Source organism: Frankia umida, assembly GCF_023242945.1.
Lineage (GTDB): Bacteria > Actinomycetota > Actinomycetes > Frankiales > Frankiaceae > Frankia > Frankia umida.
In genome coordinates, this window is sequence record NZ_JALKFT010000024.1 from 1 (window position 1) to 15,013 (window position 15,013).

The window sequence follows — 15,013 nt, forward strand, 5'->3', positions numbered from 1 at the left end:
ACGGGCCGTGACCGCGCGGGGAGGCACCGGGTCGCCGGAGCCCGCGAACCGCGAACCCCAACACCGCGCACCTCCTCATCTGACGGGTGTGTAGGAGCTGGAATCCCCCGCCTTCAGGCAGGGGAGGACGTCAAGGACGCGATCGCCATCCACGCGAGTGGCGCCACCTGCTACGTGCTGCGCGGCCCGCGGGCGGCCAGTCGACTGCGCGCCCAGATCGCGGCCGCGGCTCCCGCTCGGGGCAGCACCTTTTAGGCGGCTTTCGTGGATCAGGGGAGCCGGCGCGGTCAGGGTTCGATCCCAAACCATCCGCGATCAGCCCGTTCGTGTGATCCGTGGTCGCTGGGCGCGGTGACAGCCGGGCGGGGTGACCACGGATCGGGGGTACCGTTAACCGGCCATTTCTTACTGGCGGAGTGTAGATATTTGCACACGCAACAGGCGCGGGCCGATAAGCCTTGCAGGACTCCGGTCGCCGGCGAGTGGTACTACTTTCGTAGTCATAATCGAGCAAGAAGACACAGTGACGGACACGTCGTAGATCCAGAACTGCCACGCTGGATGGCGCTACAGCCAGCCGTAGACCGGCAAAACAGAGGGCGAAGGAGAGTGGAGCGAGATGATATCCGAGGTGTGGGATTCGTCATGCTGTTTTCAAACAGGGAGACTCTGCTCTTCTATAAGGGTCTAGCGAAGAGGTCTGGTGACGTTGCGCCTGGCCTGCGTAATATTCCTGGGGATCTTCGGCGCCGTTTTCGAGATCTCCGCAGCCTGCCGCTTCGCGAGGCGATCGGGTTTCGAGGGTCAAGCGAAGAAGTTTTGCCGCAGGGCGTGGCGGCCCGCATGCCCCGCGTTGTGGCGGCCACTCGGTGGGTGCTTGGAATAATTCTGGTCGGGCTTCTATTTGTCCTCCTGTCAGTGCTGCTGTCAGGTGGCTGGCAGACTGCGGCCGAGTTCGTGGCATCGACCGCTTTTATTACTGGATGGAGCCTGTTTCGTTGCGGAATCTGGAAAAAGAAGATTCAGACTGGATACGCGAAGGGTTGCGCGAAGGAATAAAGGCCCGCGCCGTACTCATCTTCTTCGGTTTCACCTCTGGCTTGATCGGTGCCACGACCCAGAGTCTGCGTGACAGCAGTTCGACCGCCACGGCGCTCTTTCAGCTCACGAGCTTCGTGTTTGCGTAGTCAAGCCGCTCCTTCGATCTGAGCGAGCGCACACTGCGGATGCCGAGCCAGCCGACAGCGGAGCCGATGACCAGGGAGACCACGGTCAGGACCAGATGGACCGTGAAGAAGCCGGTCGGGCCGTGGTCCCAGGAACGATCATCCTTCCAGACGTTGCGAAGGAAATTTGGCCAGATGGCCCACGTCCACACGCCGACTGCGATCAGGAACCAGGACGCACGCTTCGAAAGGGTCACCTCTCCAGCTTCGCACCCAGCTGAGCGGATGCGCCCACCGAGACCCGTCACGCAGCGTGGAGCTGGACACACCCGGCGGGAGTAGTACCTAGGTCATAAGCGCATGGTCCACAAGTTCGGCCAGATCCCCCATGTCCACACCCACCGCGATCAGGAACCAGAGGCGCGCCTTGACAGGCTCACCTCATCAGCCTCGCACCGATCAGCCTCGCACCGGCCACGAGTTGTGGTCTCTCCGTGGGGTCGCGAGTTCGGACACGTTGATCACCATAAAGTGGACGGGCAGAAAAACCCCGGGGGCTTGCCGCTTCAGGCGTAAGGCCGTCCAGCGGTAGAGGCCATCCGGGGTGTCCACCGCGCAGTCTAGAAGACCGGTAGCCCGCCGTGACCCCGCCGCATGCCTTCGCGCTCCAGCTCCGGCGCAGGCTGAGCGCCGCGACGGGAAGGTCATCGCGCCCGGTCAAATGATCGCCGAGCTGACGTTCGGCTTCTGGCGCTACCTCCTGACCAGGCGATACGAGACAACCCTGTCGACAGCCTCGTCCGGCTCCGCAACCGCGTCGCGCACCACGAACCGATCCACAACCGACCGCTCGCGACCCTCCACCATGATCTGCTGCGTGTCGCGGGGCACCTCGGCGGAGACGTCGAAGAGACGTCGATCTCTGCGCCGCCGACGACCCCACAGTTCTCGGCTTCGCGAAGCCCCGGAACCACAGCCTTGGAGTAAGCCTGGTCCGTGCCCCGTCGGGCGTCAGGCGGCTGGCGGTGGCGCGGTGGGCACCGGGGTGGTGGGCGCCGGGGCGGTGGGGGACGTGGGCGGGCGGGTCGTGGCCGGCGCTGTCGTGGTCGGCGCGTTGTTGCTCGGGGTCGTCGTCGCCGGCACGGTCGGGCTGGGCGTGGGCTGCTGGGTCGCCGGGGCCGAGGTCGGCGGCGTGGTCGGGCTGGTCGTCGCGCGCGGCGCAGGGCTTGTCGGCCGCGGCCGGTAGCTGTAACGCGAGGTCGGTGGCACCACCACGGCCGGCGAGTCGTTGGCCGGCTGCGACGGACCGGTCACCTGGTCGGGAATCAGCGTGGCCGGTGTACCGGTCGTCTGCTGGGCCGAGACGTCGTTGCCGTTCGGTGAATCCCCGCCGGTCAGCGTGAGGGCGAGCGCGACAGCCACGACGGCGAGCGCCGCGACCGCGCCGGCGGCGATGGCCACGATGCGGCGCCGGTGGTTCTGCTCGTCCGCCCGGCTCCGGCCGCCGTGGGCTCCGGCCGCCGCGCCGCCGCCACCCACCATGGCACGTCGACCCGAGTCGTCGAGGTGCACCAGGCCGGCGGCTTCGTCATCCTCGAACATGCCGAGATCGGTCGCGGCGATCAGGGGGGTGGTGCCGATGCGGGTCTCGTCGTCGGAGCCGCCGCGCACCGGACCGGTGGCCTGACCGGGGCGTCCGATCCTGGTCGGCTCGTCGTGCTCCACCGGGCCGCGGTTGCGTGCCGAGGCCGGCGGGGTCGCCGGGGCGCGGCGCAGCCCACCGGTCGCCGGGGAGATCGCGGTCTCGTCCAGGCCGTTCGGGATCGGATCGGCGGTGATCTCGGTGTCGGCCGGGCCAGCGTCAGCGTCGGCGGTCGACCAGTCCGCCCTCGGGCCGGTCGGGGACGGCCCGTAGGGCGTGGACCCCCAGGGCGGCGTCGAGGTGGTGGGGGCCGTGGGTGGGGTCGACGGGGCACCGCCCGCGCGTGGCCCGGTGCCGCTGGTGCGGCCGTCCGAACCCGCGCCCGCGCCGAGGACGCCAGCGGCACCGCCCGCGGCCGTGCCACGCTTGGACTGGCCCCGGCCGCCGCGTCCGTCCCGTCCAGAGGGGGCCGACGGGTGGGAGTCGTCCAGGTTCTCCAGGCCGACGTCGGCGCTGCCCCGCCCGGGCTGCTCGTCGTTCTCGTCGCCCTTGGAGCGGGCGTGCATCACGGCTGCCGGGACGGGGGTGGCGTTACGTGCCACCGGGATGAGCCGGCGGCGGATCTCGGTGACGTCCGGACGCTCCTCGGCGGGGCGGTCCATCAGGTCGCTGAGCAGGTTGCGCAGCGGGCCGGCCAGCCGGAAGGCACGGCGGCGCCCCTCGACGACGGCGGTGAGCACCGCGTACGTCTCCGGGCCTTCGAACGGAGGCTGACCCTCGACCGCGGAGTACAGCGTGGCGCCGAGGCCCCACAGGTCACTGGCCGGGCTTCCGGACGAGCCGCGCACGCGTTCGGGGGCGATGTAGGCGGGGGAACCAACGAGCGCGCCAGTACCGGTCAGGGTGACGTCACCCTCGGTGGCGGCGATGCCGAAGTCGGTGAGTCGGACCCGGCCGTCCCGCCCGAGCAGGACGTTGCCCGGCTTGACGTCACGGTGCAGCACGCCGGCGGAGTGCGCGGCGGCGAGCGCGTCGGTCAGCGCGAGGCCGATCGCGGCCACCTGGTCGAACGGGAGTGGACCGTGGTTGCGGATCACGTCGCCGAGCGAGTCCGCGTCGACGAGCTCCATGACGATCCAGTGCCGCTCGTGCTCCTCGACCACGTCGTACACGGACACGATGGCCGGGCTGTGCAGTCGGGCGAGCGCACGGGCCTCCCGCAGCACCCGGGCCCGGATCGCGTCGCGCTCGTTCTGCGCGCCGGCCATCGGGACCAGGATCTCCTTGATGGCCACCGGCCGCTGGAGGAGCTCATCCTCACCGCGCCAGACGACGCCGGCTCCACCACGCCCGATGGGGGTGTCGAGTCGGTAGCGCTGAGCTACGTAACGAGGCGTGCCATGCCGGTCGGTGTCCCGGGGCACGCTTGCCGATTTGGCCATCGTGTCAAGTCTGACAGACGGAGGGTTCCGCAGACAGCATGGCCTGCGTGTTTCCGATCGCCTTGACAGGCGTGAATCCGGCGAATGTGTACATCACGGCCCCGGCCGGAAGGTCTCGAAGAGGCTTGCCATCAGTGATTGATCCTGCAACCAGAGGTCTTCGGGGGTATGCCAGTAGAGGGCATATCCGTGGCGGTTGCGAATCGCGCCCCGATTGAGCACATGCACCATGACCCCGTCCGACCTGCGGTACGCGAACTCCCAGTCGGCCTGGTTCGTGCCATCCCCACCGTCGCTGGGAGTCAGCCGTATGCGTCGGTAGTCCTGCACGCTCCGAACGAAACTGGCTTCGATGCGCCGCCAGTCGCCGATCGCGGAGGTGTTTGCCTCCCTGACGCTACCCACCCGGAGGAACGAGCCGGTAGCCGGGTCCATGAAATCGACGTTACCGGCCCCGCCGGGACCCGGCTGGGACCGCCAGCCGGCCGGGTAGGCCAACGACCATCCGGCCGCCTGATCAGTATAGGAGGCCCAGCCTGGCGGGGGTATGGCAACCACGGAACTGGTCGCCAGCGGGTCGTTGACGGTCGCCGCGCGGGTACCGCTGTCGGTGTTCTGCGCGATTGGACGATTACCCTGCGTATTGCTGGTGTGGGTGTCGTCCCGACTGATCAACAGCAGCACGGCCACCGCGGCGACCGCCGCGAACACCGCTAGCACTGACACCAGGACGAGCGGGCGAATCCGCCCAGGCCCACGCGTCGCGCCCACGGCCCGCAGGCTCCGGGTGGCCGCGCTCTGGACGACCGGGTCCGGTGCGACGGCCGCGGCTGAGGTGTCCGTGCCCGCACCGCCCGCGGCCGGAGGCTGCGGCTGTGCCGGAGGCTGCGGTGAGTGCGGTGCTGGCGGTGCTGGCGTGATTGGTGGTGCTGGCGGGGCTGGGGTGACGGTCTCGGCCAGGTCGGCCGGCGCGGGGGAGCCCGGGGTCGCCCGATCGTCGGTGTCGCGGTTGATCAGGCGGGCCCGGGCCGGAATCCCGCCGAGCGCGCGTGTGCGGTCGACCTGGCGCAACCGTTCCACTGGACGGGCGATCCGGGCGCGGGCGGCCGCGGGCAGCGTCGGCCGGACACGGGCGGAATCCGGGGCGCGTCGGGGTGACAGCGCGCCTCGGATCGGTAGGCCGGACTGGGGCGGCGTGGCCGGTGCGGTCGAGGTGGCTGACGGGGGGGCCGGTGTCGCGCTGGGACGCGGATCGCGCGGTTCGGTGTGCGCGTCACCGCCACCGGAACGCGGGATGGTGTTGCCGGCCATCAACGCCATGGTGGCCACCGTCGCAGCGGTCGCGACTGTGGCGACCGTGGCGACGGTCGTCGAGTGGTCGGTCTCGGACAGCCCGACAGGGCCCGGATCGTCAGCCGCTTCGGGCGTCACCGGTGGGTTTTCGACGGTGACGGGAAGGGCGACCTCGGCGGGATTGTCCGCCGGGTGGTCGAGATCGTCCGCGGACGAGGCCTCGACAGCAGGATCAACAGCGACGGTCTGATCGCCGTGCGGTGGGGCGATGAGCACGGTCGCCGCCGGCTCGGCCGGCTGGTCCGGGTGCGCATCATCGTGTCGGGCGATGGTCGTCTCCGCACCGGCGTCGGTATCGGCATCGGCGACCGTCGAACCGACCGTGGTCGTTGTGTCGATCGTCGCCGCAACGGTCCGTGTGCCCGGCATGGTCGCTTCCGGTTCGCTCGGCCGCGGCCCGTCCACCGCCGTCGTGTCGCCGGTCGGCGTGGGTGTCGATGTCGGTCTGGTGAGCGCGGGCGTGATGGCCGCCGCTGCGGCCGGCGCGGCTCCGAAGGCCGACGGGTCCGGGTCGGACGCGGGAGCAGGGGGCGGACCGGGACGGTGCGCACGTGCCGACCGGCTCCCACCGCGGCCGCCCGCGGCATCGCCGAAGGACTGCAGAATGTCACGTAGCCGACGGCGGACGGCGGACAGCGGGGGGCGGCTCGTCTCATGCGGGCTCATCAGATCGTCGATGAGCGGCGCCAACGGACCGGCGAGGCGGAAGGGCCGCCGGTCGCCGCGCATCACCGCGGACACGACCGCGACCGGATCGCCACCGCCATACGGCGGGCATCCCTCGACGGTGGCGAACAGCGCCGCGCCCAGGCCCCACCGGTCGCCGGCGGCGTTGCCGGTGCCACCCCGGGCACGCTCGGGCGGTAGATAGGCCGGCGACCCGAGCACCATGCCGGTGTTGGTCAGACGGGCGTCACCGTGACTGACCGCGATCCCGAAGTCGGTGAGGCGGGCTCGTCCGTCCGCCGTGATGAGCACGTTGCTCGGTTTGACGTCGCGGTGCACGATGCCGAGCCGGTGCGCGGCCTCCAGGGCGTAGGCGAGCGTGATGCCGATCTGGCAGGTCTGTTCGATGGGCCGGGCGCCGAGGTCGCTGATGATCCGGGCCAGCGACTGCCCCTCGACGTACTCCATGACGATCCAGGGCAGATCGCCGTCGTCAATGACGTCGAGGACGGAGACCGCGCCCGGGTGGTGCAACCGACCCGCCGCGCGGGCCTCCCGCAGCACCCGCTGCCGAGCCCGGTCCCGCTCGGTTCCGTTCTCCGTCACGGGAAGTCGCACCTCCTTGACGGCCACCGGCCGTCGCAGGAGTTCGTCCGTGGCGCGGTGCACGACCCCGAAACCACCCCGGCCGAGCACGCCCGCCAGCTGATAGCGCCCGCCGACCAGCACCGCCGGAGACCTGGACTCGCCTGCCATCCCTTCGTCCCTTCCGATCGCCAGTGAGGCTCGCGTCCATGGGATCACATCGTGGCCGGTCCACCGCGCTGGGGCAGGCCGATGGTCACTGGGAACCATCCGGCGAGCGGGAGGATTGGGACTGGGTGTGGACGACATAGTGGCGGAAACGACAGATCTCCCGCATGGCCCTGCGGTGAGCGGCGAGGTCTGGGAGCGGCTGCGGGTCGCCGCGGTGCGGGTCGCGGCGCAGGGCTACGCCCCCTACTCCGGTCTGCGGGTCGGCGCCGCGGCGCTGGTCGTGGCGACCACGACCGGACCTCGGGCGGGCGAGCCGTGGATCGTCACCGGCTGCAACGTCGAGAACGCCTCCTACGGTCTGACGCTGTGCGCCGAATGTGGGCTGGTCGCCGCACTGCACGCCCAGGGCGGTGGCCGGCTGACGGCACTGGTCTGTGTGGACGCCTCCGGGCGGCCGCTGGCGCCGTGCGGACGGTGTCGACAGGTGCTTTACGAACACGGCGGCCCGGAACTCCTGATCGACGGTGCGCAGGGCGCGCGCCGGCTGGCGGAGCTGCTTCCCGACGCCTTCGGCCCCGCGGACCTGCCAACGGACGCGGGCGCCGGCTGAGTCGGCTGAGTCGGCGGTGCCCGGACCGCCGTCGCGTCGTCCGCGCGGCAGGGCCGGTTCTGTCGGACGGGTGGCCTACCGTCGGGCCGGAGCCGGAGGAGATGCCGGAGACGGAGGCGACAATGACGACCACGGCAGCGGCCGCGTCGGCTGGAACCGCTGGGTTGGCCGGTGCGACTGGGCTGGCTGGTGTGGCGCTCGAGGTCGAGGAGATCCGGCGAGTGCCCAAGGTGCTGCTGCACGATCATCTGGATGGTGGGCTGCGGCCATCCACGGTGATCGAGCTCGCGGATGAGATCGGCTACCGGGGGCTGCCGACGACGGATGTGTCGGCACTGGGCAGCTGGTTTCGTGAGGGGGCGTCCAGCGGCTCGCTGGTCCGGTATCTCGAGCCGTTTCGCCACACGGTGGCGGTGATGCAGACGCCGTCGGCGATTCGCCGCGTGGCCCGGGAGTGCGCCGAGGATCTCGCCGCCGACGGGGTCGTGTACGCCGAGGTGCGGTTCGCTCCCGAGCTGCACGTCGAGCGGGGGCTGTCGTTGGATGCGGTGGTCGAGGCGGTGCTCGACGGGTTCCGGGCCGGCGCGCGGGGCACACCGCTGCGGATTCGGGCGCTGCTCACGGCCATGCGCCACCAGGCGAGGTCGCTGGAGATCGCGGAGTTGGCGGTGCGATGGCGCGACGCCGGCGTTGCCGGGTTCGACATCGCCGGCGCCGAGGCCGGTTATCCACCCACCCGGCATCTGGACGCGTTCCAGTACATCGCACGGGCCAACGGGCATTTCACGATCCACGCCGGTGAGGCGTTCGGGCTGCCGTCCATCTGGGAGGCGGTGCAGTGGTGCAACGCCGATCGGCTCGGGCACGGCGTGCGCATCGTCGACGACATCACCGTCGAACGTGATGGCACGGCGGTTCTCGGTGATCTCGCCAACTATGTCCGTGACGTGCGGGTGCCGCTGGAGATGTGCCCGTCGTCCAATGTGCACACGGGCGCGGCGCCGAGCATCGAGCATCACCCGATCGCGCTGCTGCGCCGGCTGCATTTTCGGGTCACGGTGAACACCGACAACCGGCTGATGAGCGGGGTGTCGCTGTCGAGTGAGTTCGCGACGCTCGCCCAGGTACACGGCTACGGCTGGTCGGACGTCCGATGGCTCACCCTCAACGCGATGAAGTCGGCGTTCCTGCCGTTCGACGAGCGGCTCGAGGTCATCAACACCGTCATCAAACCCGGTTTCGCGCCGTATGTGGCACCCGACCTACAGGAGGAGATCGCCCGGTGAGCGAAGGTGCGGTGGTCGGTGCGGACGGGCAGGCCCGTTGCCCCTGGGGGCTGTCCACACCCGAGTACATCGAGTACCACGACGGCGAATGGGGCCAGCCGGTGCGGGACACGGTCGGGCTGTACGAGCGGCTCACCCTGGAGGCGTTCCAGTCCGGTCTGTCCTGGCTGACGATCCTGCGGAAACGGCCCGCGTTCCGGGCCGCGTTCGCCGACTTCGACCCGGTGGTGGTCGCCGGCTACGGGCCGGACGACGTCGAACGGCTCCTCGGCGACGCCGGCATCGTCCGTAATCGCCGCAAGATCGAGGCGACGATCGTCAACGCCCAGGCCGTGCTCGATCTCGGCACGCCGCTCGGCGAGCTGGTGTGGGCCCATCAACCACCCGCGGCCGCCCGCCCGCGCACCACCGCCGACGTCCCGGCGAAGACGCCCGCGTCGATCGCGCTGGCGAAGGCCCTGCGAGCGGCCGGGTTCGTCTTCATCGGCCCGACCACCGCGTACGCCCTCATGCAGGCCTGCGGCCTGGTGGACGACCATCTCGCCGCCTGCTGGGTGCCACGTGCCCCCACCGACTGACCGCCCGTCCCGGCCCGTCCGGGCAGTCCAGCCCATTCGCCCGTCCGGTCCGTCCATTCGCCCGTCCGGTCCGTCCATACGTGCGGCTCGGGGCAGGTGCGGCGGCCAGGCCAGTCGGCGTGGGGCGAATCAGGTGGGGAAGCCGGCCAGGACGTCGGCGGAGGCGGACAGGCCCAGCCGGGTCGCTCCGGCCTCGAGCATCGTGCGGGCCTGCTCGGCCGTCCGGATTCCGCCCGAGGCCTTGATCCCCAGTCGGCCGCCGACCGCGCCCGCCATCGAGCGCACCGCCCGCACGCTCGCCCCACCCGCGGGATGGAAACCCGTCGAGGTCCTGACGTACTCCGCCCCACCGGCCTCGGCGGCCCGGCAGGCGGAGACGATGTTCGCGTCGGGCAGCAGCGCAGTCTCCAGGATCACCTTGAGCACCACATGCGGCGGCACGGACAGCCGCACCTCGCTGATCTCGGTCTCGATCGCGCGCCAGTTCTCGTCCATCGCGTTCGCGATGTCGATCACCATGTCGATCTCGGTGGCGCCGTCCGCCACGGCCCGCCGGGCCTCCTCGGCCTTGATCACCGTCAGGTGGTTGCCGTGCGGAAACCCGACCACCGAGGCGACGGCGAAGGCCGGCTGCTCCGGCTGCCCGTCCCGACGGGCGCTGGCCGCCGCCAGGTACACATGGGTCGGGGCGACGCAGACCGCGCCGACACCGAGCCTGGCCGCCTCGGCGCACAGCGCCAGCACCTCCTCGCCGGTGGCCGCCGGCGCCAGCAGCGTGTGGTCGATGATCCGGGCGACCTCGGCCCGCCGCGGGCTCACCGCGGGCGAGGAGTTCCCGGACTCCCTGCTTGGACGATCGGGGCTGGCGGGAACGTCTGTCATACGTTGCATCATTGCCGACCGACCAGCCCATTGCCGATTCGCTCGCCCGAGGAGTCAGTCCGTGCACCTGCACGTCGTCGACCATCCGCTGGTCGCCTCGTCGCTGGCCGTCCTGCGCGACGAGCGCACCAGCCGCGCCCGCTTCCGAGCGGCCCTGCACGAGCTCGCCACCATGCTGGTCTACGAGGCGACCCGCGCCCTGCCCACCATGCCGGTGACGGTGACGACCCCCCTGGCCACCACCGCCGGGGTGCGTCTGGCCGCCGAACCGGTGGTCGCGCCGGTGCTGCGCGCCGGCCTCGGGATGCTGCCCGCGGCCCTCGCACTGCTGCCCGACGCGCACACGGCGTTCCTCGGCCTGTCCCGGGACGAGACCACCCACCAGTCGACGGTCTACCTCGAGGCCGTGCCCGCAGAGCTGGCCGGCCGACCCGTGCTGCTGCTCGACCCGATGCTCGCCACCGGTGGTTCGGCCCTGCACTGCCTACGTCTGCTGCACGACCACGGCGCCCGGGCAGTGACACTTGTCTGCGTCGTCGCCGCCCCCGAGGGCCTGGCCGCGCTGGAGTCCGGCCTGCCGGCCGAAGCCGCCGCCGACCTCACCGTCGTCGTGGCCGCCGTCGACGAACGCCTCAACGACGTCGCCTACATCCTCCCCGGCCTCGGCGACGCCGGCGACCGCATCTACGGCGTCTTCTGAACGGCCGGCGAGAGCGACGGCCGGCTGAGCGCGCGACGACACGCACGGCGGACCTGCCACTGGCCCGGTGGGCGTCGACGCGTCACAGCGGCGCGGCGCACCGGCGCGCTGTGGCTGTGGCTGTGGTCAGGGGATCGTGGCGTTCTATCCTGTCCAGATGCGGGAATCCACGGCGGGTGACGAACGTCCGGCGGGCGGCTTCGAGCTGATCTGCGAGATAGAGCCGCCGACCCGGCCGGACCTGACCCACGTTCGCCACCAGATCGGTGTGCTGAGTCCCGTCGCCGACGCGTTCCTGATTCCCGACAACCACATCGGACGCGCGACGGTGTCGAGCATCGCCGTCGCCCACGAGGTGCGCACGATGGGGGGACGCAGCATCGCCTGCGTGAACTCCCGCGACCGTAACCTGCTCGGTTTCCGCCGCGACCTGCTCACCGCCGCGGCCTACGGCGTCGAGGAGTTCCTGTTCGTCCACGGCGACAAACCCACCGCCGGGAACCGGACCAGCGACCTGACCGTGCGCGCGATGATGGACGAGGCCCGCGCGGCCAGCGAGGATCCGGTCTTCGCGGACATGCCGGCGTTCCGGGTCGGCGCCGCGGCCGGCCTACGTCCACTGCCCGTCTGGAAACGAGCGGCCGACTTCCTGTTCGTGCAGGTCAGCTACTCGGTGGACGCCCTGCTGCGCTGGCGCGACGCCCATCCGGTCGAACTACCGGTCTACGCCGGCGTGATGGTCCTCGCGAGCGCCGGGATGGCCCGCCGCCTCGCCGCGACCATCCCCGACATCGACATCCCCGACGACCTTGTCGAAGCGGTCGAACGAGACCCGGCGGCCGGGGTCGAAGCGGCCTGCGACCAGGTGCTACGGCTGCGCGACAGCGGCGCCTTCGCCGGTGTGCACCTCGTTCCGGTCAGCCGCTACCGCCAGGTCGCCACCCGACTGGAGGATCTTCTCTGATCCCCGGGCCGTTTCTCGCGGGTCCCCGGTACCCCCTGCCGGACAGCGCGGCCGTAACCCTCCGCTGAAAGCGGTCAGTGAGCGTCGTCGAGGTCGGTCAGCAACGCGTCGACGGCGGCCGCCAGCGCGGTCAGGCGGGTCCGTGCACGTGTGCGGGCCGGGCCGACGGCGGCCGGCGCGGCGCCCGGTACCGGCTCGACGACCTCGAGATAGGCCTTGAGTTTCGGTTCGGTCCCGCTCGGGCGGAAGATCACTCGATCGGGGCCGAGGTGGAGCACCAGCACGTCCGCCGGGGGCAGTCCGGTCCTGATACCGGCGGCCGGGCCGAGGCCGGGGCCCGCGCCCGGGGCTGGTTCCGTGCGGAGCAGGTCGCGATGGGTGGTCACGGGTAGGCCGGCGAGGCTGGACGGCGGAGTGGCGCGCAGCCGACGCATCACGGCGGCGATCCGGTTCGGGTCGGCGAGGCGGACCGAGCGCTGCGCGGTGACATGGACGCCGAGACGGGCGGCCAGGTCGTCGAGCAGATCGGACAGGGTCCGTCCACGCCGTTTCGCCGTGGTGGCGAGCAGGGCGAGGGCCAGCGCGGCGGTGATGCCGTCCTTGTCGCGGACGAGCTCGGGGGCGACGGCGTAGCCGAGGGCCTCCTCGTAGCCGAAGACCAGCCGCGGGTCAGCCCGCATGATCCACTTGAACCCGGTGAGGGTCTCCCGGTGCGGGACGCCCCGCTCGTCGGCCAGGGCGCGCAGGCCGCGCGAGCTCACCACGGTCGTCGCCACCGGTCCCGGCCGGTGCGCCAGGACCAGGTCGGCCAGCAGCAGCCCGATCTCGTCGCCGGTCAGCAGCCGGCCATCGACCGCCACGGCGCACCGGTCCGCGTCCGGATCGGTGGCGATCACCAGGTCGGCATCGACGCGGTCGGCGAGGGCCAGCGCCAGGTCCAACGCGCCGGGCTCCTCCGGGTTCGGCCAGCGGACGGTAGGAAAATCCGGGTCGGGCTCGGCCTGCTCGTCGACGACGATCGGGGCGGCGAGCCCGGCGGCCATGAAGACCTCGGCCAGCACCCGTCCACCCACCCCGTGCAACGGCGTGTGGACGACGACAGGCCGACCACCATCGCAGACCCCGACCCCGACCCCGACCCCGATCCCGGTGGCCCGGGAACCGGCCGGGTCCGCCGGACCGGTGGTCGCGCGGGCCTGCGCTGTCGGGGTGCGCGCAACCGGGGTGTGCGCGGTCAGGGTGAGCACGGTGGACGCGGCGGCGCGGACGTACTGCGTGACGATGCCCTGATCGAGACGTTGCCAGTGGTCGCGCAGGCGGAGGGTGGCGGCCGGGCCGGTCCCGGCGATATGACGTTCGATCTCCTGGTCGACCGGAGCGACCAGCTGGGCACCCCAGCCCGGATCGTCCACGGTTCGGCTTCCACCGAGGAACACCTTGTAACCGTTGTCACCGGCCGGGTTGTGACTTGCCGTGATCATGATGCCGGCGTGGGCGCGCAGCCGCCGTACGGCGAACGCCAGCACCGGGGTCGGCAGCGCCTCGGGCAGCACCAGAACCCGCAGTCCCGCGCCGGCGGCCACCCGCGCGGCGTCGAGCGCGAACGCCTCGCTGCGATGCCGCGCGTCGTATCCGATCACGACCAGCGGCGTCGGCGATGGCGGGCCGACTGGCAGTGGCAGGAGCCAGCGGGCGAGTCCCGCGGTGGCCCGGCGGACCACGGCGGTGTTCATCCCCGCGGGGCCTGGCCGAAGGGGACCGCGCAGACCGGCCGTGCCGAAGCGCAGCGGGGTCCGAAAGCACTCCCGCAGCCGATCGAGCGCGGTCGGGTCGGTGCCGACCTCGGCACGCAGCCGTGCCAGTTCCCGCCGGTCGTCCGGATCGGGATCCGCGGCCAGCCAGGCCTGGACCATCCCAGCGAGCGCCGACGGTAGTTCAGCGGGCGGCAATACGTCACCTCATCGGGCCGCGGCCGCCCCGCACGCGGGGTGGGCTCGCCTGACCTGGGTCATCTGGCCTGGGTCATCTGACGTCACACTCGCATCACGCCAGCACCCTCGGCGCGCTGGAACGGCGAGGCGGACAGGACGCGTCAGAAACGGGTGATCAGGTCGGCCAGCAGGTGACCGATGCGCTGGGCCGAGGCGGCACCGGCGGCGAGGACCTCGCGGTGGTCGAGCGGGACATCGGTCAGGCCGGAGGCGAGGTTCGTCACCAGTGAGAGGCCGAGGACCTCGGCGCCTTCGGTTCGGGCGGCGATCGTCTCGTGAACGGTGGACATGCCGACCACGTCGGCACCGAGAGTGCGCAGCATCCGGATCTCCGCCGGCGTCTCGTAGTTCGGCCCGGGGAGGCCGGCGTAGACACCTTCGACCAGGCAGGGATCGGCCTCGCGGGCGAGCGCGCGCAGCCGTGGCGCGTAGGCGTCGGTCAGGTCGGTGAAGATCGGTCCGGTCAGCGGGGACCGTCCGGTCAGGTTCAGGTGGTCGGCGATCAGCACGGGCTGGCCGATGCGCAGGTCGGGGTGCAGCCCCCCGGCCGCGTTGGTCAGCACGACCGTCGACGCGCCGGCCGCGCACGACAGGCGGACGGCGTGCACCACCTGGGCCAGCGGATGGCCCTCGTAGGCGTGCACCCGGCCGAGGAAGACGAGCAGCCGGCGTCCACCGAAGCGCATCGACCGGGCCGACGGGCGGTGCCCGGGCACGGCGGTGCTGGTGGGGAAGCCGCCGAGCTGCGCGAACGTCAGATCGACGACCTCATCGGCCGCGGCTGCCAGGATGTCGGCGGCCGGACGCCAGCCGGAACCCATCGTGATCGCCACCTCGTGCCGTCCGACACCGGTCAGTTCGGCGAGCCGGAGCGCCGAGGTCGCCGCATCCGGCTGGCTGGTCCCGCTGGTCCGGCTGGGCGGGATCGGCCCGTTGGGGGGTGGTGTGTGGCCCGGCTGGACTACCCGGTCCGGCTG

The 15,013-nt window shown here is 71.5% G+C and carries 12 protein-coding genes; 6 read left to right on the forward strand and 6 right to left on the reverse strand.

Annotation, left to right across the window (positions count from 1 at the left end; all coding sequences use genetic code 11):
• The coding region (locus MXD59_RS19585) for a hypothetical protein (RefSeq protein WP_248826115.1) at positions 1-255 on the forward strand (255 nt) is incomplete at its 5' end.
• Positions 256-1,159: 904 nt separating this feature from the next.
• On the opposite strand, the gene MXD59_RS19590 is transcribed toward MXD59_RS19585, so the two are convergent.
• The 3 genes from MXD59_RS19590 to MXD59_RS19600 all read right to left on the reverse strand — a co-directional run bounded on the left by MXD59_RS19590 (position 1,160) and on the right by MXD59_RS19600 (position 7,025).
• Positions 1,160-1,423 (reverse strand): SCO4848 family membrane protein, encoded by a 264-nt coding sequence (locus MXD59_RS19590; RefSeq protein ID WP_248826116.1) that lies wholly within the window; start codon positions 1,421-1,423, stop codon positions 1,160-1,162.
• Positions 1,424-2,177: 754 nt separating this feature from the next.
• Positions 2,178-4,250 carry a serine/threonine-protein kinase gene (locus MXD59_RS19595; protein ID WP_248826117.1) on the reverse strand — a complete coding sequence of 691 codons (2,073 nt, stop codon included), beginning with the start codon at positions 4,248-4,250 and terminating at the stop codon, positions 2,178-2,180.
• 93 nt (positions 4,251-4,343) lie between these two features.
• A complete protein-coding gene (locus MXD59_RS19600; protein ID WP_248826118.1) occupies positions 4,344-7,025 on the reverse strand; it encodes a serine/threonine-protein kinase in 2,682 nt (893 codons plus the stop codon).
• A gap of 175 nt (positions 7,026-7,200) precedes the next feature.
• Between MXD59_RS19600 and MXD59_RS19605 the strand changes: the two genes are divergently transcribed.
• The 3 genes from MXD59_RS19605 to MXD59_RS19615 all read left to right on the forward strand — a co-directional run bounded on the left by MXD59_RS19605 (position 7,201) and on the right by MXD59_RS19615 (position 9,499).
• On the forward strand, positions 7,201-7,635 hold the full coding sequence (locus MXD59_RS19605; RefSeq protein ID WP_248826119.1) for a cytidine deaminase: 435 nt from the start codon (positions 7,201-7,203) through the stop codon (positions 7,633-7,635).
• 122 nt (positions 7,636-7,757) lie between these two features.
• Positions 7,758-8,921 carry an adenosine deaminase gene (locus tag MXD59_RS19610; protein ID WP_248826120.1) on the forward strand — a complete coding sequence of 388 codons (1,164 nt, stop codon included), beginning with the start codon at positions 7,758-7,760 and terminating at the stop codon, positions 8,919-8,921.
• The gene (locus MXD59_RS19615) at positions 8,918-9,499 is read left to right on the forward strand and encodes a DNA-3-methyladenine glycosylase I (protein ID WP_308301744.1); all 582 of its coding nucleotides are present in this window, start codon (positions 8,918-8,920) and stop codon (positions 9,497-9,499) included. The genes MXD59_RS19610 and MXD59_RS19615 overlap by 4 nt, the downstream gene beginning before the upstream one ends.
• Before the next feature lie 129 nt (positions 9,500-9,628).
• Here the strand turns inward: MXD59_RS19615 and deoC are convergent, their stop codons facing one another.
• Positions 9,629-10,381, reverse strand: coding sequence for a deoxyribose-phosphate aldolase (gene deoC, locus MXD59_RS19620; RefSeq protein WP_372512138.1), 753 nt, complete (start codon positions 10,379-10,381; stop codon positions 9,629-9,631).
• Between the two features lie 61 nt (positions 10,382-10,442).
• Between deoC and upp the strand changes: the two genes are divergently transcribed.
• Both upp and MXD59_RS19630 read left to right on the forward strand, forming a co-directional pair.
• On the forward strand, positions 10,443-11,081 hold the full coding sequence (upp, locus tag MXD59_RS19625; RefSeq protein WP_248826122.1) for a uracil phosphoribosyltransferase: 639 nt from the start codon (positions 10,443-10,445) through the stop codon (positions 11,079-11,081).
• 157 nt (positions 11,082-11,238) lie between these two features.
• Positions 11,239-12,045: a methylenetetrahydrofolate reductase gene (locus tag MXD59_RS19630; protein WP_248826123.1), complete on the forward strand. Its 807-nt coding sequence runs from the start codon at positions 11,239-11,241 to the stop codon at positions 12,043-12,045.
• Positions 12,046-12,119: 74 nt separating this feature from the next.
• Here the strand turns inward: MXD59_RS19630 and MXD59_RS19635 are convergent, their stop codons facing one another.
• Positions 12,120-13,958 carry a phospho-sugar mutase gene (locus tag MXD59_RS19635; protein ID WP_248826124.1) on the reverse strand — a complete coding sequence of 613 codons (1,839 nt, stop codon included), beginning with the start codon at positions 13,956-13,958 and terminating at the stop codon, positions 12,120-12,122.
• 179 nt (positions 13,959-14,137) lie between these two features.
• Positions 14,138-14,962, reverse strand: a complete 825-nt coding sequence (locus tag MXD59_RS19640; RefSeq protein ID WP_248826153.1) for a purine-nucleoside phosphorylase — start codon at positions 14,960-14,962, stop codon at positions 14,138-14,140.
• Positions 14,963-15,013: the final 51 nt, after the last annotated feature.